Origin of the sequence: Enterococcus sp. AZ009 (assembly GCF_050548785.1) — a bacterium.
In the GTDB taxonomy this organism is placed as follows: Bacteria; Bacillota; Bacilli; order Lactobacillales; family Enterococcaceae; genus Enterococcus_D; species Enterococcus_D entomosocium.
Window position 1 is genome coordinate 1,535,385 of the sequence record NZ_CP172960.1, and the last position, 19,914, is coordinate 1,555,298.

General features: G+C 42.5%; 18 protein-coding genes. 12 read left to right on the forward strand and 6 right to left on the reverse strand.

Annotation, left to right across the window (positions count from 1 at the left end):
* The first annotated feature begins 50 nt into the window (after positions 1–50).
* On the forward strand, positions 51–1,868 hold the full coding sequence (gene pepF, locus IGJ74_RS07325) for an oligoendopeptidase F (RefSeq protein ID WP_218193326.1): 1,818 nt from the start codon (positions 51–53) through the stop codon (positions 1,866–1,868).
* 136 nt (positions 1,869–2,004) lie between these two features.
* Here the strand turns inward: pepF and IGJ74_RS07330 are convergent, their stop codons facing one another.
* Entirely contained in the window at positions 2,005–2,661 is a 657-nt protein-coding gene (locus IGJ74_RS07330; protein WP_034878650.1) for a DsbA family protein, read from the reverse strand.
* A gap of 105 nt (positions 2,662–2,766) precedes the next feature.
* On the reverse strand, positions 2,767–3,345 hold the full coding sequence (locus IGJ74_RS07335) for a CYTH domain-containing protein (RefSeq protein ID WP_218193325.1): 579 nt from the start codon (positions 3,343–3,345) through the stop codon (positions 2,767–2,769).
* A 196-nt stretch (positions 3,346–3,541) separates the two neighbouring features.
* On the opposite strand from IGJ74_RS07335, the gene IGJ74_RS07340 reads away from it, so the two are divergent.
* Genes IGJ74_RS07340 through mgtE form a run of 4 tightly spaced genes read left to right on the forward strand, consistent with a single transcriptional unit; the run spans position 3,542 to position 7,299 of the window.
* Positions 3,542–4,210 carry a GTP pyrophosphokinase gene (locus IGJ74_RS07340; RefSeq protein WP_005236729.1) on the forward strand — a complete coding sequence of 223 codons (669 nt, stop codon included), beginning with the start codon at positions 3,542–3,544 and terminating at the stop codon, positions 4,208–4,210.
* A 5-nt stretch (positions 4,211–4,215) separates the two neighbouring features.
* Positions 4,216–5,013 (forward strand): NAD kinase, encoded by a 798-nt coding sequence (locus IGJ74_RS07345; RefSeq protein ID WP_301280263.1) that lies wholly within the window; start codon positions 4,216–4,218, stop codon positions 5,011–5,013.
* Positions 5,014–5,017: 4 nt separating this feature from the next.
* The gene (locus IGJ74_RS07350; RefSeq protein WP_034872214.1) at positions 5,018–5,917 is read left to right on the forward strand and encodes an RluA family pseudouridine synthase; all 900 of its coding nucleotides are present in this window, start codon (positions 5,018–5,020) and stop codon (positions 5,915–5,917) included.
* Between the two features lie 17 nt (positions 5,918–5,934).
* Positions 5,935–7,299: a magnesium transporter gene (mgtE, locus tag IGJ74_RS07355; protein ID WP_005229714.1), complete on the forward strand. Its 1,365-nt coding sequence runs from the start codon at positions 5,935–5,937 to the stop codon at positions 7,297–7,299.
* A 59-nt stretch (positions 7,300–7,358) separates the two neighbouring features.
* Here mgtE and IGJ74_RS07360 read toward each other — a convergent pair whose 3' ends face one another.
* Positions 7,359–8,195 (reverse strand): AraC family transcriptional regulator, encoded by an 837-nt coding sequence (locus IGJ74_RS07360; protein WP_218193324.1) that lies wholly within the window; start codon positions 8,193–8,195, stop codon positions 7,359–7,361.
* 144 nt (positions 8,196–8,339) lie between these two features.
* On the opposite strand from IGJ74_RS07360, the gene IGJ74_RS07365 reads away from it, so the two are divergent.
* On the forward strand, positions 8,340–10,091 hold the full coding sequence (locus IGJ74_RS07365; protein ID WP_061053974.1) for an ABC transporter ATP-binding protein: 1,752 nt from the start codon (positions 8,340–8,342) through the stop codon (positions 10,089–10,091).
* Positions 10,078–11,859: an ABC transporter ATP-binding protein gene (locus tag IGJ74_RS07370; RefSeq protein WP_016621320.1), complete on the forward strand. Its 1,782-nt coding sequence runs from the start codon at positions 10,078–10,080 to the stop codon at positions 11,857–11,859. The genes IGJ74_RS07365 and IGJ74_RS07370 overlap by 14 nt, the downstream gene beginning before the upstream one ends.
* A gap of 75 nt (positions 11,860–11,934) precedes the next feature.
* Here IGJ74_RS07370 and IGJ74_RS07375 read toward each other — a convergent pair whose 3' ends face one another.
* A complete protein-coding gene (locus tag IGJ74_RS07375; protein WP_218193323.1) occupies positions 11,935–12,576 on the reverse strand; it encodes a copper homeostasis protein CutC in 642 nt (213 codons plus the stop codon).
* Between the two features lie 102 nt (positions 12,577–12,678).
* On the opposite strand from IGJ74_RS07375, the gene IGJ74_RS07380 reads away from it, so the two are divergent.
* From IGJ74_RS07380 to IGJ74_RS07400, 5 genes are all read left to right on the forward strand, one after another.
* Positions 12,679–13,521 (forward strand): methyltransferase domain-containing protein, encoded by an 843-nt coding sequence (locus IGJ74_RS07380; protein WP_016613256.1) that lies wholly within the window; start codon positions 12,679–12,681, stop codon positions 13,519–13,521.
* A 353-nt stretch (positions 13,522–13,874) separates the two neighbouring features.
* Entirely contained in the window at positions 13,875–14,378 is a 504-nt protein-coding gene (gene trmL, locus IGJ74_RS07385; protein WP_008379765.1) for a tRNA (uridine(34)/cytosine(34)/5-carboxymethylaminomethyluridine(34)-2'-O)-methyltransferase TrmL, read from the forward strand.
* Between the two features lie 17 nt (positions 14,379–14,395).
* Positions 14,396–15,049 (forward strand): histidine phosphatase family protein, encoded by a 654-nt coding sequence (locus tag IGJ74_RS07390; RefSeq protein ID WP_016621323.1) that lies wholly within the window; start codon positions 14,396–14,398, stop codon positions 15,047–15,049.
* A gap of 20 nt (positions 15,050–15,069) precedes the next feature.
* The gene (recD2, locus tag IGJ74_RS07395) at positions 15,070–17,730 is read left to right on the forward strand and encodes an SF1B family DNA helicase RecD2 (RefSeq protein ID WP_061053976.1); all 2,661 of its coding nucleotides are present in this window, start codon (positions 15,070–15,072) and stop codon (positions 17,728–17,730) included.
* Positions 17,731–17,826: 96 nt separating this feature from the next.
* On the forward strand, positions 17,827–18,054 hold the full coding sequence (locus IGJ74_RS07400; protein ID WP_005236708.1) for a hypothetical protein: 228 nt from the start codon (positions 17,827–17,829) through the stop codon (positions 18,052–18,054).
* Between the two features lie 99 nt (positions 18,055–18,153).
* On the opposite strand, the gene IGJ74_RS07405 is transcribed toward IGJ74_RS07400, so the two are convergent.
* Entirely contained in the window at positions 18,154–18,777 is a 624-nt protein-coding gene (locus IGJ74_RS07405) for a response regulator transcription factor (RefSeq protein ID WP_008379771.1), read from the reverse strand.
* Entirely contained in the window at positions 18,774–19,883 is a 1,110-nt protein-coding gene (locus IGJ74_RS07410) for a sensor histidine kinase (RefSeq protein WP_005236702.1), read from the reverse strand. Before IGJ74_RS07410 ends, IGJ74_RS07405 begins: the two co-directional genes overlap by 4 nt.
* Positions 19,884–19,914 lie beyond the last annotated feature (31 nt).

Here is a 19,914-nt window from a genome sequence, read left to right on the forward strand (position 1 = left end):
TTGAAAAGTGTGATAAGATATTTTTAACCAATGAACAAGGAGTGAAGGGAATGTCAGAAACAAAACAATTACCAGCACGTGAATCGATTCCAGTCGAAAAAACGTGGGACTTAACGAAAATCTATGCCGATGATACGGCTTTTGACATAGAATTTCAAGAAATCCAAGCACAGCTCAAAGAAGCTAGCAGTTACCAAGGCACTTTAGCAGATGGGCCACAAGCCTTCCTATCCGCTTTAGAATTTGTCTTAGATCTTTCTCGCCGTTTAGAGAAACTGTATGTTTACAGTCATTTGAAAAATGATCAAGATACCGCTAATACGACTTATCAAGGCTTATATGCGAAAGCCAGCAGTTTAGTTGCGCAAGTAAGTGAAGCCGTTGCTTGGTTTGATCCCGAGTTATTGACGATGTCCGATGAAACGATTTGGGGCTATTTCGATCAAGAACCGAAACTAGCTGTTTATCGTCATATGATCGAAAAAACTATTAACGAGCGGCCCCATGTTTTGCCTGCCGATCAAGAAGCGCTATTGGCCGGAGCAGGCGAAATTTTTGGAGCATCCGGCAACATTTTTTCTGTTTTAAACAATGCTGATTTGGATTTTCCAGTAGTTGAAGATGAAAACGGGGAAAAAGTACAGCTATCTCATGGTGTATACGGTGAGTTGATGGAAAGCACGGATCGGTCTGTTCGGGAAGCGGCCTTTAAAGGTCTCTATGGCGTTTATGAGCAATTCCGCAATACCTTTGCCCAAACCTTAAGTACGAATATCAAAGCCCACAACTTTAAAGCCAAAGCCCGTAAATACGACTCGGCACGCCAAGCCGCTTTGAGTGCCAATCATATTCCTGAAAGTGTCTATGATACCTTAGTGGACGTCGTTAATCAGCATTTGCCATTATTACACCGATATATGGCATTAAGAAAACGCCTGTTGGCTGTCGACACGCTTCATATGTATGATGTGTACACGCCGATTTTAGGGGAAGCACCGATTCGCTATACCTATGAAGAAGCAGTCGAAAAAGCGAAAGAAGCGTTAAAACCATTAGGGGAAGAGTATCTAGCTGTAGTTGAAGAAGCCTTCAGCAATCGGTGGATCGATGTCGTTGAAAACAAAGGCAAACGCAGTGGTGCCTATTCTTCAGGTGCTTATGACACACTGCCTTATATCTTAATGAACTGGAATGATCGATTGGATCAACTCTTTACCCTCGTTCATGAAATGGGACACAGTGTGCATAGTTACTTCACACGGAGTAACCAGCCTTATGCCTATGGGGATTACTCGATCTTCTTAGCAGAAATCGCTTCAACCACGAATGAAAATATTTTAACGGAATACATGCTTCAGACTGAGACTGATCCGCGGGTCAAAGCCTATGTCTTGAATCATTTTCTTGATGGCTTCAAAGGAACGATTTTCCGTCAAACGCAATTTGCCGAGTTTGAACACTTCATGCACGTGGAAGATGCGAAAGGAACGCCGTTGACCAGTGAATTCTTAAGCGAGAACTATGCCGAGTTAAATGCAAAATACTACGGACCATCAGTTGAAAAAGATCCGGAGATTCGTCTTGAGTGGTCACGCATTCCGCATTTCTATTACAATTACTATGTTTACCAATATTCAACTGGTTTTTCGGCAGCTTCTGCTTTGGCGAAGAAAATCTTAGCTGGCGAACCTGATGCCTTAACTAACTATTTGAACTATTTGAAAGCCGGACGTAGTGATTATCCAATCGAAGTCATGAAAAAAGCAGGCGTAGATATGACGAAAGCAGATTATATTGAAGATGCAATGAAAGTATTTGAGCAACGCTTGAATGAATTGGAAGAACTCGTAAAAGAAATCGAAGCATAATTGAAAAGAGTACAAACCAGTCCGAAAAGGATTGGTTTGTTTTTTTTGTTCCTCCCGCAATGAAAAACGCTGCGCAGCGAGCCAAACACAAGATCATCGTTTGGCTCGCTGCGCAGCGTCGCTATTGAATAGGGTTTCATAAAAGAATCAACCCTCGATCAATTTCATGAATAGTGGAAAGTTTTGGTGCTTTCAAAGACTGAGCTTTTTGCATAAATGTATCGAGTTCTGTTGCTGTACCACAGACGAGAGGAAGACTTCTCAGTTCCTCTGATCCTTCTAAAAGGACCCCATATTCTTCTTCACTTGAAAAATCATACACCACAGCAGAAGGTGTGATCGTGATGCCCATGTCTTTCGCTACCCTCTGATCGGTGGCAAAGTTCTTTTTCACTAACTCAGATGTACGATCTTCTAGGAACATCTCTAAATCACCATTCGTTTCTGAAAATAGATCTTTCACTAAGGTGTCACAATATTCCTGGTTTTCGATCCCTATCCGTTGTTGCAATTTCAATAAGAAATCCCGAGCAATTTTTTTTCCTTGCAACTGGGCTGCTTTATAATCCAATGACGCAGCATAGATTTGGTTGGTCTGTTCATTTCGCAAGACCAAATCCGCCTTATTCATGGACAAATAGTCCATTGAAACACCTACGGAAAACAAGTTAACGAAAGGCAGGATCTGCAAATGGATTTTTTTGCGGCTCGTGTTTAATTTGTTGAGAATCTCTTTTTCGATATCATAACAAATAGGCCCAATCGGATTAATAAATAAAAAAAGTTCGATCATTTGAATCTCTCCCCAATTAAGATTCTTGAGTAACTTGAAAAACAAAATAAGTATGTTTTATTAAATATAGCAAAAAAACGCGAAAAAAGTAAGCAAAAGGGCATCCTACAATGATTTTTCTTCAACGGCTCGAATGATCTTGTTTTTTGCTGGTCGGTAAGGAACACCAAAAGAATGCAATAACGATTGAAAGGCAAGTTTTCCTTGAATTGGCTCACTGACTTCTAGCTCTAACTCATAATCATGCTGTTGACCATACCAGCTTTCATCCAAAGCAAGTAATCCTTCATTGATCGGAAATTCCGCCCGTTTCGTTTTTAATGCTGCGATCATGTGTAATGAATCAGGTTCGATATTCGCTGCTTTTAAGCGTTGAGCAACCACACCTGTTTTTAAAATTTTTTCTGACGCGATCAATGACGCTGCGGTTTCGATTGTCAAAGGATCAGTCGTTTCTAACAGACCGTGTTCAATGGGGGTCTTTAGCGTTAATTCTGCATTGGTAGGAGTCGTGCGAATGCGTAAGCCAAAATGCTTTTCTCGCAGTTTAAAGTCTTGCGTATCAAAGTAATAATTGGTTTGCGTTTTGAAGGCTTTTTCTGACAATTTGTAATAAGCAAGCAACTGGTGGTATTCTTTTTCCGTCAACATTGTTTTATATTCAATCTCTACTTGTTCGACCATTTATTTTCACTCTCTTTCTATTGCAAACATAGTGTACGCTGTTTCAGCTATTCCGTCAAAGAAACTAAACAAAGAAAAGCGGAAACGATTGGGGCAGACAAAAAAATCTTTTGTTTCTGCACTTCTGTCCATTCAGTTTTATTCCAAGAGTATGGTAGAATAAGAGGTATGTTATGAACAGAATCGAGGGAGAAGAATGATTCGAGATTGGGAAGAATTCTTAGCGCCTTATGAACAGGCGGTTTCAGAATTAAAAGTAAAATTAAGAGGCATAAGAAAACAATATCGGGAACAAAACAAACATGTTCCCATTGAATTTGTCACGGGGCGTGTCAAGCCAGTAGATAGCATTTTAACAAAAAGCAAATTACGAGGAATCGCACTGGATCGTCTTGAAGAAGAAATGTCTGACATCGCCGGTTTGCGAATCATGTGTCAGTTTGTGGAAGACATTCACCAAGTCGTTGAACTGTTGCGGACACGTAAAGACATGAAAGTCATTATTGAACGTGACTATATTACCAATAAAAAAGTCAGTGGTTACCGCTCGTATCATCTGGTGATCGAGTATCCAGTTCAATTGATCGATGGAGAAAAAATTATCTTAGCAGAGGTACAAATTCGTACACTGGCGATGAACTTTTGGGCAACGATTGAACATTCATTGAACTACAAATACCAAGGGGAATTTCCCGATGAAATTAGCGAGCGACTACGACGTTCGGCAGAAGCAGCCTACCAGCTAGATGAAGAGATGTCTAATATTCGTGAAGAGATCCAAGAGGCACAGCGGTTGTTTTCTCATGGGAAAGGCAAACGCGGCGGACATGACACGCCCAAGTTGCCGAAGGAGGAATCAGAATGAAAGGCATCCGCGTGGCAATCGTCCATAATCAAGAAAGCAAGTCAGTAGAAGTGACGAAGCGTTTAACTGTCCTCCTGGAGCAGTCTGAAAACAAGATCGATCAAGAGAACCCTGAATTAGTGATCTCTGTTGGTGGAGATGGTACGCTTCTTTCTGCTTTTCACTTGTTCAACCATAAGTTAGACCAAGTACAATTTTTAGGGGTCCATACGGGACACCTCGGCTTTTATACAGATTGGCGTGACTATGAATTGGATGAATTGGTAGAGTCTTTATGCAATGACCATCAAAAGAGTGTCAGTTATCCTTTATTGGATGTCCGAATCACTTATGCAAATGGCAAACCAGACAAGCATTTCCTGGCATTGAACGAATCAACGATCAAACGCGGCAATCGCACCATGGTTGCCGATATTTCTATTAAAGAAGACCTCTTTGAAAAGTTTCGCGGGGATGGCCTCTCGATCTCAACGCCAACCGGCTCAACTGCCTATAACAAAAGTGTTGGTGGGGCAGTATTGCACCCAAGTATCAATGCGTTTCAATTAGCAGAGATTGCTTCTTTGAACAATCGCGTCTTTCGGACACTTGGATCACCGATCGTTGTGGGTCATCACGAGTGGGTCAAAGTGCAACTGCAACAAAGTACCGACTATTTAGTGACGATTGATCAATTTACCATCGAGCAAGAAGAAATCGACGCAATCTATTACCGGATTGCCGATGAACGGATTCATTTTGCGTCTTATCGGCATATGCATTTTTGGAATCGTGTCAAAGATTCCTTTATTGGAGAAGAATAAACTCATGGAATTTACGTATCAATATACCGGACAAGGGCAGCAAGTCAAATATTTTTTGAAGGAACAAGGAGTATCCAAAGGTCTGCTAGCGAAAATAAAATTTCAAGGCGGAAAGATATTTGTGAACGACCACGAGCAAAACGTCTTGTTTTCTTTGGCGCAAAATGATAGGGTAACTATTGTAATTCCTCCTGAAGGGGAACATGAAACGATGCTGGCTGATCCGACACCTATTGAGATTGTGTATGAAGATGCCCATCTGTTAATCGTGAATAAGCCGGCTGGCATCTCATCGATTCCTGCGCAATATCATCCGACTGGCACGATGGCCAATCGAGTCAAGGCCTACTATCAAGCGCAACACTATGAAGATCAAGTGATCCATGTAGTGACTCGCTTAGACCGTGACACATCAGGATTGATGCTTTTTGCAAAACACGGCTTTGCCCATGCGAAGCTGGATAGCCAGTTACGGAAGAAGCAAGTTGTTAAAAAATATCAAGCCCTCGTTGCGGGAGATCTTTCCGCATTATCCGCCCATAGCGAGATCGATTTGCCTATCGCTAGGGACCTGACCTCGCTTTTGAAACGCAAGGTCAGTGAAGAAGGAAAAGAGGCACGTACGGAGTATTGGCTAAAACAGCGCAATTCAGATTGCGCATTAGTCGACATTCAACTACACACAGGCCGGACACATCAAATAAGGGTCCATTTTTCTGCAATCGGTTGTCCCTTACTAGGAGACGAGATGTATGGGGGACCAATGGCTTTTGGGATCAGACGACAGGCACTTCATTGCTGTCAGCTGCAATTCCAGCATCCCTTTACGAATGAACCGTTGGCTTTTGAACTGCCTTTACCTGCAGACATGGCCGCTGTTTGTTCAGCTATCGATAAGCAATAACAAATGAGGTGAAGAGATTGGATGAAAATCAAGAATTAACCGAACGATTTGATCAACTGAATCAAGCACTAAAAGACAATGATATCCAGGGATTTCGTGAGGCATTCTTGGATCTGCATATCTACGAGCAGGGTCAATTCTACCAATCTCTAGAAGCAGACGATCGACAAATCGTCTATACGTATCTATCGCCGAAAGAATTGGCAGACATGTTTGACGTCATTGAAGAAGACGATGAAAACATGGTGGACTATCTTTCAGAAATGCGGCCGGCATATGCTGCAACGATGTTAGCAGAGATGTATACCGATAATGCTGTCGATCTACTGAATACATTGGACAAGAAACAAACGGCCAAATATTTGAGTCTGATGACTGCTGAAGCCGCTAGCGAGATCAAAGAACTATTGCATTATGAAGATGAAACAGCTGGATCATTGATGACAACCGAGTTTGTTTCCATTGTTGCCAACCAAACGGTTCGTTCAGCGATGTATGTCTTAAAAAATGCCGCAGATGTTGCTGAGACGATTTATTATATTTACGTCGTGGATACCGACAACAAACTTGTGGGCGTTATTTCTTTAAGAGACTTGATCATCAATGATGAAGATACCATGATTGCTGATATTTTGAACGAGCGGGTGATGTCGGTTCATGTTGGAGATGACCAAGAGGATGTCGCTCAGACCTTCCGGGATTATGACTTTCTCGCATTGCCAGTCACCGATTATGACGATCACCTATTAGGGATCGTGACCGTCGATGATATCATCGACGTTATCGATGATGAAGCAGCCAGTGATTACTCGGGTTTGGCAGGGGTCAATGTAGAAGAAGTCAGTGAAAACCCGATCAAAGCTTCTTCGAGAAGGTTACCTTGGCTCATCACCTTACTCTTTCTCGGAATGGCAACCGCCAGTTTAATCAGCCATTATGAAGAGTTAGTTAGTGAAGCAAGTATTCTCGCCGTCTTTATCTCACTGATCACCGGAACTGCCGGCAATGCCGGTACCCAATCTTTAGCGGTAGCCGTACGCCGCTTGGCGATCAATGATGATAAAGAAAATAGCTTTATGAAAACAGTGGTCGGTGAGGTGCTGACAGGACTTTTCACAGGAGCTATTACCGGATTGACGATTTTTGCTATTGTGGCTGTCTGGAAACAAAATCCGATTCTAGGGTTTGTGATCGGGATGGCTATGATGTGTGCCATCACAGTAGCCAACTTAGCGGGAAGTTTGATTCCGATGCTAATGGATAAGCTTGGGTTTGATCCGGCAGTGGCGAGCGGTCCGTTTATTACGACCCTCAGTGATTTGACCAGTGTTTTGATCTATTTCAATATTGCCAGTCTTTTTATGAACTATTTTATTCAATGAATAAAAAATAAAAGCAAGCCGATGATTTTTCTTCGAGTGAAGAATCATTGGCTTGCTTTTTAATTTTTTTGTTTTGGCAACACCCCAGAAGGAGAGACGCCATAAAGTTTTTTAAAAGACTTGCTAAAGTGATAGGCATCTTGATAGCCAACTGCAGAGGCGACTTCCTTGATCGTGAGGTTGTCATTTTTTAGCATGTCTTTGGCGCGTTTTAGGCGGATTTCTATCAAATAGTTAATGGGGCTGACCCCTGTCGCTTCTTTAAAAATCTTGGAAAGGTACGTCGGGCTGAGAAATTGATCTTGTGCCAGTTTTTCCAAGGTGATTTCTTCTTTATAATGATTTTCCAAATAATAGACGGTATAGTTGACGATTTGTTGTTGTCTTCTTTGGCTTTTGGAAAGGTAAGGAACGACATTGATGTGGTCTTCATTTAGTCCGCGTAAAATATAGACGAGCATCTCCATCAAGACAGCTTTTTGCATCAACTGAAACTCATCCCGCTCTTCACTGCTTTCTCGCACCAACTGCCACGCTTTTTCCAAAACTTGATGATGGTATTTGCCTAATTCTAACAATGGGTGCTTGTTGGGGAAAAAATTTCGCTTGAATCCTTCCAAGGAAATATTCTTCAGTCCAATATGCAACTGGTGGGAGCGAGTGCCTTTAGGCTGTAACTCGCAGTGGTCGACACCAGGATTAAAAAGCATGACACTGCCAGCACGAATTTTCTTCGCTGGTTCTTTTTCAAAATAATACGTACTTTCTCCTTCTAACAAGACGCTGATTTCTAAAAAGTCATGATGGTGCATTTCTCCATGACTTTCTGCTTGCGTCCATGGGTCAAAGAGATAGATGATTTCGGGATTGAAGGTTCGAGGGTTAACTAAATTCATGGCTGATTCACTCCAATTGGGTGCCCATCTCCGATAAAAAAAGGGAATGGTGCTTCTTACTAATATTTTACATCAAAATGAGTAAGAAAAACCATTCAAATCGCTTTTCAAAACGCTAAGCTTAACAACGAGAGGGGGAATTAGATGAGTAATACACAATGGATCTGGCGCTATGCCAAAAAGAACCGCGGAAAAATCATATTGGCGATCCTGTTTTTAGTGATCAATGCAGCGCTGATCATTGTTAATCCGTACTTGGGAGGAATGGTGATCGATGATGTCATCAATCAGCAAAAAACGCACTTATTGATTCCATTACTGTTGATCATGATCGCAACGACCGTCATTCGCACCATTGTCCGCTATAGTTATCAAATTTTATTTGAACGGGTCGGACAAAATACGCTATACGATTTACGGGAAGACTTGTATCAGAAACTGCAGGAATTGGATTTCGACTTTTTTAATCACACACGGGTTGGAGATATTATGGCACGAATGACCGGGGATACTGATGCCATACGCCACTTTGTTTCTTGGGTGACCTATAATATCGCTGAATGTATCTTGTGGTTCTTTTCTGCGGTGGTGGTCATGAGCTTTATTGATTGGAAATTGATGTTGGCATTGGTGGCTGTCACACCGATCATTTTTCTGTTGACGAATCGCATGTCTAAAAAAGCACACCCACTGTTTTTTGATATTCGTGAGAGCTTTTCGCGCTTGAACTCAATGGTAGAAGAAAATATTGGTGGCAATCGGGTGGTGAAAGCTTTTGCTCGTGAAAATTTTGAGATCGAAAAATTTCGCTCCTACAACGAAGATTTTAAGACCCGCAACATGGCATCTGCCAAAGTTTCCCGCACTTATCTGCCATGGCTTGATGGCTTAGCAGGAAGTTTGTCAGTCATTGCCTTAGTCTTAGGCGGAATTTTCGTAATCAATGGGGAGATGACATTAGGTGATCTCGTTGCATTTAATGGCTATCTATGGATGTTGAATAACCCTATGCGTATGAGCGGTTGGTTGATCAACGATGTTCAGCGATTTTCTGCAGCTTGTATCAAAATTCGACAAATGCTAGCACAAGAATCGAAAATACCGGTTCACCAACAAGAAAAATTAGAACCGATCAAAGGGTTTGTGGAATTCAAAGATGTCTCGTTCCACTTTTCAGATGACCCGGATCAAAATGTGTTGGAAAACATCAACTTCACCATCGGGCCAGGACAAACGTTAGGGATTTTAGGCGAAACTGGGTCTGGGAAAACGACCTTAGTGAATTTAGTCGGTCGTTTTTATGACCCGACTGAAGGGGAAGTATTCATTGATGGGAAAAATGCCAAAGAGTATCCTGTGCGACAAATGCGGGAAAACATTTCAATGGTGATGCAAGATGTCTTCTTGTTTTCTAATACCATCTCTGACAATATTGCTTTTGGAAATCCTTTAGCAGATGAAGGCTTTATTCGGCAAATGGCGGTAGTCGCCGATGCAGATACCTTTATTTCTCGAATGCCTCAAGGCTATGAGACGATTGTCGGTGAAAGAGGCGTCGGACTTTCTGGTGGTCAAAAACAACGGATCTCCCTCGCACGGGCTCTAGCGAAAGATCCATCGATCTTGATTTTGGATGATACGACATCTGCCGTCGATATGGAAACAGAATCGAAGATCCAACAAGAACTAACGAAATTAACTGGAGAGAAGACAACGTTTATCATTGCGCATCGCATCTCCTCCGTTCGAGAAGCCGATCAGATCTTGATGATGGAAAAAGGGCGGGTCGTTGAACAAGGCACCCACGAAGAACTTGTCAAACTGCGAGGTAAATACTATGAAGTGTATCAAAAACAATTAGGTTTGTCAGGAGGTGAAGACGATGGCGAGAAATAAATTTGATGTGGATGAGGAATTAGACCAGGAATTTAGCTGGAAGGATTTCAAGCGTTTGTCCCAATACGTCGTACCGTATAAAAAAAGCATTGGGAAAGTACTATTTACGATCATCCTGGCAAACTTAGCAGGAATGCTGGCGCCCGTTTTCACGAAGATCGCCATCGACTCATCGATTCCTGAAAAAAATGTCAATCAATTGCTGCTTTTAGGAGCTGCCTTTTTAGTGACCTTGATCGTTATTGGCGTCTGCATGCGTTATCGTATTTACCATATCACGAATATTGGGCAAGATGTTTTGAAGGATATGCGCTTTGATATTTTTGAACATCTGCAGCGGCTGCCGTTTTCTTATTTTGATACAAGGCCCCATGGCAAGATCTTGATCCGCATCGTAAACTACATCAATACACTGAGTGACCTGTTGAGTAATGGCCTGATCAATTTGATTTCCGATGTTTTCAACGTCATCATCACCTTGATCTTTATGTTTGCGATCGACTTCAAATTGACCCTATATTCCCTTGCGTTGCTGCCAATTTTGTTCATCATGGTGATGGTAATCAAAAATAACCAGCGCAAAGCCTATCAGGAGTTGAGTAATAAACAGTCCAATTTAAATGCTTACATTCATGAAAGTATTGCCGGCATCAAGATTACCCAATCCTTCGCACGGGAAGAAGAAAATGCAGAGATTTTCCAAGAAGTCAGCAATGATTATCGGACTTCCTGGATGAAAGCTGTCAAAATTCAGTTTCTCATGTGGCCTGGGGTGCAAAACATTTCAGTCATTACGACTTGCTTGATTTATTTTGTCGGCATTCGCCAAATCGGTGTCGATGTCAGCACAGGTACGTTGATCGCTTTTATCAGTTATATCAATAATTTTTGGAATCCAGTCATCAATATCGGGAATTTTTATAATTCTTTGATTACAGCAACAGCCTATCTTGAACGGATTTTTGAAACGATGGATGAAGTCCCAGATATCGAAGACAAACCAGATGCAAAAGTATTGCCGACGATGAAAGGGACCGTTGATTTTGAACACGTGACCTTCCGATACGAAGAAGGCAAAAACATTCTTTCTGATGTCAATTTTCACATCGAACCCGGGGAAAGCATTGCCTTGGTTGGCCCTACTGGTGCAGGAAAGACCACGATCATCAATTTGCTGAGCCGCTTTTATGATGTCAATGAAGGCAGTGTTAAAGTAGATGGGATGGATGTTCGTGACGTGACGCTGGAATCGCTGCGTTCACAAATGGGGGTCATGCTGCAAGATACCTTTATTTTCTCAGGAACGATCATAGAGAATATTCGCTATGGAAAATTAGATGCGACAGAAGAAGAGATCATCGAAGCAGCGAAAATCGTCCGTGCTCACGACTTTATCACGGAGTTGAAAGACGGCTATCAAACCGTCGTCGAAGAACGAGGAAGCACTTTATCTGCAGGGCAACGGCAACTGATTTCCTTTGCCCGAGCGTTGTTGGCTGATCCAAAAATTTTGATCTTAGATGAAGCGACCTCAAGTATCGATACGAAGACAGAAGAATTGCTGCAAGAAGGATTGTTGAAGCTGTTAGAAGGCAGAACCTCATTTATCATTGCTCACCGGCTGTCCACGATCAAAAATTCTGATCGAATCTTTTACGTGGCGGGGGGAACGATCGCTGAATCTGGTAACCATGATCAGCTAATGGCACAAAAAGGCTTGTACCACCATTTGTATCAATCACAATACGACTTACTGCAAGCCATATAAAAAGAATCCCCACAAATGATGCGTTACCATCGTTTGTGGGGGTTTCTTTGCGTGATTCTTTTGTGTCCCTCAATCTCAATCGTTAAGGTCAACGATTCTGGTTCCATGAACTTCTTTTACACCTAGTATATCAGCAACTTGTTGGGCATTTTCATAGGAAATGCCACCGCCAGGTAAGATCTTTAAACGCTCACCAGCATAGGCGATCAATTCTTTCAGACGATCGAAATTTGCTTCGATAGGGGTGCCTGCAGTACCACCATGGGTCAAAATCCGCTGTACGCCATGCTCAGCTAACCAATCGATCGCCTTGAATTGACGCGCTGCAGGAATCGCGTCGAATGCCATGTGAAAAGTAACTTGCAAGCCTTCTGCAGTTTCTAACAATAGCTCCAATGCTTCTTCGTCCAACCAACCGCTAGGTGTTAAGCAACCTAGAACAACGCCGTCTGTTCCTAATTTTTTTGCTTCGATCAAGTCGGTATGCATGATTTTCAATTCTGTATCATTGTAAACAAAATCACCGCCCCGAGGTCGAATGATCGTCATAACGGGTATTCCTTTTTCGCCAGCATATTGCAGGACTTCTTCTTGCACGCCGGTACTTGGTGTTGTTCCGCCGACTGCTAAATTATCACAGAGTTCGATGCGTTGGGCACCTCGGGCGATTGCTAAGGGAATATTGGTATAATTTTCTGCACAAAATTCTTTTAACATGATTTACCTCCAATAGATGGGTGTTCAATTGATTTGTTATTCTATCCACTAGCATTCTACCACAAGAATATGCTAAAGTAGAGCAGAGATGAGGGAAGTTGAATGTTAAAAAAAATCGATCGCGGGCGCCTTTTTTTAAACGCCCATTATCACTTATTTGAATGTCCGTTGTGCCGCCAAGCATTTTTCCCGACCGAAAATGGCTTGGTTTGTCCAAATCGTCATCGATTTGACTTATCAAAGAAAGGCACACTTTTCTTTTTGGATCATCAAGTTAAAGCAGATTATGATCAAGCACTGTTTTTGCCGCGTCAACGTATGATCGCTAGCGGCATGTATGCACCAGTCCTTGAGACTATCAAAGCAGCTTTGGGGGATGCTGAGTATCTTTTAGATGTCGGTTGCGGTGAAGGTAGTTTCCTTGCACAGATGGTCAATGAAAAGACCCAAGCGGCTGTCGGTTTTGATATAGCCAAAGACGGGGTCTATCTAGCTACCAATCAAAACGTACCCGCTTTTTGGTGTGTGGCGGATCTGACTAAGTTACCGTTTGCTGAAGCGAGCTTTGATACGATTTTCAATCTGTTTTCACCGTCAAATTACGGGGAGTTCAACCGCATTCTAAAAAAGGGTGGCCAGTTGATCAAAGTCGTCCCAGCAGCGGATTATTTAAAAGAACTACGAGCCGCTTTTTATCCTGATGACGAAACAAAACAGCAGTATTCGAATGAACGGGTCGTTAGCAAATTTTTTGAACACTATCCCACCGCATCCCGTCAAAGAGTAACGCATGTTTTTGCGATTCCTGAAGAAAATCGGCAAGATTTACTTGCCATGTCGCCGTTAGAGTGGGGGGCTTCGGAGGAAAGGAAAGAAAAGCTGCGTCAAACCCCTTTGGCACAGATAACTGTTGATGTTGAGGTGTTGATTGCGAAAATTTCCTGAAAATATTTTGAACTTTTTTGTTATTTACTCTTGCAATCATGCCATGGGAGTGATATATTGTTCTCAAGTCATTTTTCATTGGTTTTTATCAGGTTCCTGTTCTGATAAAAGTTAGTGAAAAGAGCTTCACTAACGTAACGACTCGCAGTGATCGACACCGAGTTGGTACGTTTTTTTTTATGCCCAAAATTCAACTTAAAAAATGTCTTTTTCAAAAAACAAGCGTGCCAAAATATGGTACTATAGAAGTTATTGAAGAAGCTATTGAGAATCAATTGTAAAACGCAAGATACAGAGACACAAATCAATGCGAGAACCGATCGGCAATATCCGATCGAAAGGAGTTTTTATCTATGAATCACATCGTTCTTTTTGAACCTCAGATCCCGGCCAATACGGGGAACATTGCACGTACTTGTGCAGCAACAAATACTCATTTACACTTAATAGAGCCACTAGGCTTTTCAACGGATGACAAGCAATTGAAGCGGGCAGGACTTGATTATTGGCATGATGTCAATATCACCTATCACAAAGATTTGGCTACTTTTATGGACTTTTTAGGAGAGCGTCCGTTGTACCTGATCTCGAAATTTGCCAATCGCGTGTATTCTGACGTCGATTATACCGCGGATGATGATCAGTTCTTTATTTTTGGGAAAGAAACGACGGGGCTTCCGGAAAGCTTTATGCGTGAGCATGCCGAAAAATGCCTACGCATTCCGATGAATGATGAGCATGTTCGTTCCCTAAATCTATCAAATACGGCTGCTTTGATCATTTATGAAGTTTTGCGGCAGCAAGGCTTCCCACAGCTGGAATTGACACACCATTATGAGAACGACAAACTAGATTAAGAAACGAGGCTTGTTCGATGCAATTATACTTTACCCGTCACGGAAAAACAGAGTGGAACCAAGCGCGCCGCTTTCAAGGGATGCTAGGGGATTCACCGTTATTGCCGGAAAGTCATGAAGAGATCAAACTGCTCGGTGATCATCTGGCTGCTATTCCTTTTGAGAAGATTTATTCAAGCACGTCTTTACGAGCAAAAGTAACTGCCCAAGAGATCCAAACAAGGCTCCATCACCCTGTTGAAATTATTTATAATGAGAACCTGCGTGAGATCGGACTTGGTGAATTAGAAGGACGTTCTATCGATGAAATGCATGAGAAGTATCCTCAACAATTGACTGATCTGCGTAATCATCTTGATCGCTACGATCCCAGTGCCTTTAAGGGAGAGCCGATCCAAGAAACATTGAGCCGGATCGAGACCGTCGTCATGGATGCGGTGATGCAGCATGAAGGCCCATTATTGTTCGTCGGTCATGGGGCATCCTTTACGGCTGCTATCCAGTGGCTTGCAGGCAAACCATTAGCCGAATTAAGAGAGCAAGGTGGATTAGTCAATAACAGCGTTAGCTTATTAGAGACGAATGAACAAAAAGTATTGCCTTTTGAACTAAAAGTTTGGAATGAAGCAAGCTTTTTAAGCAATCAGGCAGGATTAGACGCTTTATTGTAAACCATGAAAGGAGCGGCACCATGATTCCAGAAAGAACGTTTTTTGTCGGCCATGTTGCCGCCATCTTTTTCCAGAATCCCAGCAATTTTTATAAAGTACTATTAGTTAAAGTCACTGAGAATAATGCCGACTACAAAGACTCGGAGATCGTCGTTACTGGTAGTTTCGGCGAAATCCAAGAAGAGGAAAAGTATCGGTTTTTTGGTGAGCTGGTCAATCATCCCAAGTATGGCGTCCAGTTGAAGGCCGAAAGCTACCAACAAGAACAACCGACCTCTGAACAAGGGTTGATCGCCTACCTTTCTGGAGAAAAATTTCCTGGGATCGGCAAGAAGACCGCTGAAAAAATCGTTGATCTTTTAGGAGAAGAAGCGATCGACCGGATGCTGGAAGAACCGGCATTGTTGGAGCAGATTCCAGGGTTAAATGAAAGTAAGCAAAAAATGATTTTAGATACCGTTCGGCAAAACCATGGGATGGATCAAGTAATCGTTGGCTTGAGTCGCTATGGCTTTGGTAGCCAGCTATCTTTTGCTATCTATCAAGCCTACAAAAATGAGGCGCTATCCATTATTGAGGAGAATCCATATCAGCTGGTGGAAGACATTGAAGGCATTGGCTTTAAACGCGCAGATGGCATCGCTGAACAGCTGGGGATCGAAGCTTCGTCACCGCAACGGTTTCGAGCGGCGGTCTTGCATCAAATCTTCGCCCAGTCCTTGCAGACGGGCAATACCTTTATCCACGCCCAAGATTTGTTAGAGCAGACACTGCGCCTATTAGAAACGAGCCGCCCCATTGAGATTGCGCCTGACGATTTGGCATCAACGATCATTCATCTAGTGGAAGAAGGAAAGATCCAACAAGAAGAAACCCGTTTATATGAAAATAGTTTGTACTTTTCTGAATGGGGAATTGCCAGTTCCATCGAACGCTTGCTTTCCCGCAAAAAAGAAATCGTCTATCCTGAGAAAAAAATCAGTAAAACGTTACGTAAAATAGAAAAGCACTTAGGCATCACCTATGGTTCCTCGCAAGAAGAAGCGATCAAAGAAGCAATCCGATCGCCATTGTTTATTTTGACAGGTGGCCCAGGTACTGGGAAAACAACAGTGATCAATGGGATCGTACAATTATTTGCTGAGTTGAACGATTTGGACTTAGAACCATCAAAATACAGCGACGAAACCTTTCCGATTCTCTTGGCAGCACCGACTGGTCGAGCCGCCAAACGGATGAACGAAACGACTGGTTTGCCAAGTGGTACGATCCATCGTTTGTTAGGATTGAATGGCCGTGAAAAAGCACCATCGATTAGTCCCAAAGAGTTAGAAGGCGGTTTACTGATCGTCGATGAGATGTCAATGGTCGATACGTGGTTGGCGAATACGCTCTTTAAGTCGATCCCTACAAACATGCAAGTGATTTTTGTGGGGGATAAAGATCAGCTTCCTTCTGTGGGACCAGGACAAGTCCTTCATGATTTGCTAGCGATCGATGCGATCCCGAAACAAGAATTGACGGAAATCTATCGTCAAGGAGATGGATCAAGTATTATTCCACTGGCCCACGCCATCAAAAACGGGCAGCTGCCTGCTGATTTTACACAAAACCAAAAAGATCGTTCTTTCTTTGCTTGTGATGCGTACAAGATCGAACCGTTGATCGCTCAGATCGTGAAACGGGCGAAAGACAAAGGTTATACGCCGCAAGATATTCAAGTGTTGGCGCCGATGTATCGTGGGGCAGCTGGGATCGATGCTCTGAATAAAATGATGCAAGAGATTTTTAACCCCAACGATGGAACCAAAAAAGAGGTCACCTTCAATGATACGGTGTATCGTATCGGCGATAAGGTCTTGCAGTTGGTAAACTCTCCTGAAGATAACGTGTTTAATGGCGATATGGGCCAAATCGTTGGGATCACTCTAGCCAAACAGTCGGAAGACAAGGTTGACGAACTGGTCATTCAATTTGATGCCAATGAAGTGACCTATAAGCGTAATGAATGGAACAAGATCACATTATCCTACTGTTGTTCGATCCATAAATCCCAAGGTAGTGAATTTCAAATGGTTATTTTGCCGATGGTTCATCAATACCAGCGTATGCTGCAGCGCAATTTGCTATATACCGCTGTGACTCGCAGCAAAGAGATGCTGATTTTACTTGGTGAACCGCAAGCCTACCAAACCTGTGTCAGTCACGAATCTGCCACTCGCTTAACGACATTAAAAGAACGTATCAATGGCACGGAAGAAATGACGCCGCTGCAACGGGCGAAATTGGCTCAGTTTGAGGAAGCCGATGATCCGTTTTATAATGATTCCTCTGAGAACACGAAGGCAAAAATGGTAGCTTCGAAGCCAAAGGAAAATCCCAGCACTGAAGCTGCTGCTAACCAGCAAGCGACAGAAAAGTCACCAGATAGTGGGTTGGACTTGTTTGCTTTTGCCGAGCCTGAGCCGTCGGCACCAAATCAGACAGAAACGGCCAAGCCTCTGTCAGGGGATAAGGTCCTAAGTGAAGGGACTACGGGGGAAGAAGCACTCATCGAAGAAACGCAAAACGATGGTGTGCTGACCTTAACGATGGTCAAAAAGCATTTAGTAGATCCAATGATTGGGATGAAGGACTGTTCTCCGTACGACTTTATGCCCGTAAAAAACGAGGGATTATAACGATGAGAAAATGCTAAAAATGGGTTGTTAGTGAGCGCTTTCTTTTGGTTTTTCAGCTTCTTATGCTAAGCTGAAATCAAAAGGAGGCGTTACATTATGGCGAAAGAAACCGAAGACAAATTAGCAAAACTCGCAAAAGAATCTGGCAACGACTTTAAGAAATTGGATGAGATGGAAAAAGAATTTAAATTAGATGAAAGCCCTGATGCAGAACGAGGCGAACGGGAAGAATCAGGATTAGAAAAAACGTTAGATAAGGCGCCGATTTTCCCGCCTAACACACCAAATAACCCAACGAATCCTGGCAGTCCTGGAAATCCATGATTTTATACCAAGAAGAAACCAACTGTTGAATAATCGAATAGAAAGAAACCTGAAGAATGCAAAGGCGCATTTCTTCAGGTTTTTTGTGTCTAACGAGACTCACTGTAAATGCTGATAAAAATAGATTGCTAATTGCGTGCGATCCCGTAACCCCAGCTTTTCTAGTAATTGGCTGATGTAATTACGAACGGTTCCATCACTCAAATACAAGGCATCGGCGATTTCTTTATTGTTTTTACCCGCTGCTACTTCTTTGATGATCGCAAATTCACGTTCGCTAAAGGAAGCTTGATTGTCAATTGATGGTTCGTTCTTCATTAGCTGTGTGAAGGTCTCAACGATTTCATTCCCAAAGACAACTTGGCCATTATAAGAGGCTTTGACAGAAGGGATGATTGCCTGTAAATTCTGTTTGATCAAATAACCTTTCACACCGATGGAAAAGGCTTCTCGAATGTATTCTTCATCTTTGAAGGTAGTCAATAGCAAAAGGATCGCGTGGGGAAATTTAGCCAGTATTTCTTTGGCAGCATCGATCCCAGTTTGTTCCGGCATGCGGATGTCCGTCAGCAAAACGTCAGGACGATGAGTTTCATAGAGGTCAATGGCGTCTTTGGCACAATGACCGATGCCTAATACACGAATTTCTTCTGTGCTTTCTAAAATGGTTTGCAACGAGGTCGTCACAAACGGATCATCGTCAATAATAACTACAGTAATCATTGGTGTTCCTCCTTTGGTAAAATGATCGTCAACTGAAAGCGTTGGTTTTCTTGTAAGATATGAACTTGTCCTTGTTGTTCTTGGACCCGTTGACGCATCGTTTTCAGACCGATTCCAGTTTTAGCAATTTGAGATCCGCGGACCCCATCATTGGTGATTTGCAAGCGGAAAAAAGCAGGCAGTGTCCGAAAATGCAAGACAACGGTTTTGGCATGACTGTGTTTGATGCTGTTGGTCAAGGCTTCTTTGATCACCATTAAGAAACAATTTTGCTGGGCTTCGTTCAATCCTTCAAATAAGGTTCCTTCAATCGTGACTGAAGATGGAAAATCAGCAATCAGAAACTCTAAGGACTGTTGGAAAGTAATCGATGTCTCATGGAGATCATGAACGCTTTGGCGGATACGATCCATCCCAGTGTGAACCGTAGCACTCAAATTTGCTAAGGGCTCATTCAGTTTTGGTTCTTGATTGATCATTTCAAGTGCGCCAATCTGCAAAATGGCACTCGACAGCAGATGGCCAACATTGTCATGGATATCTCGCGCGATTCGATTTCGTTCTTCGGCAATTTGTAAGGCCAATTTTGTTTCTTGTGATAAGGCTAGTACTTTGTTTTGCTGCGATAATTGCTGCTGTTTTTCCCAATGAGTATCTTTTGAAGCGATGTACTTTTTCTCAAGAGCAGACATTCGCTGTTCTTTTTTACGTAAGTAAAAAGCAAAAAGCAACAAAAGGATGACAAAGGCGATCTTGGAGGGGGATTGATTGCCAACTGTCGCGATCAATAAAAATCCTAATAAAGATAGAATGTCATCTTTTCTTTCTTCAGGAGCGATCACCCGCATCATTGCAGGCAGAAAGAGGGCAAGCTCTGGCCAAAAAGTACATAGAAGCAATAGAATAACTTGAAAAAACCAGCTTGCTTTCCTAGGCAATAAATAACTGACACCAGTGAAGAAAATAGCGATCAGCAAAAAAATGACTTGTACGGCAACAAATCCTTGATTTACCAATAGAAGCAACGAGATTGCGAGTAGAAAGCCAGCTTCGCTGAGTAGTCGAGATTTGGACATGGCAGACTCCTTCATTGTGACAAATGTCATAGTTGATTTGGTCAATCGTCACTAGTTTCTT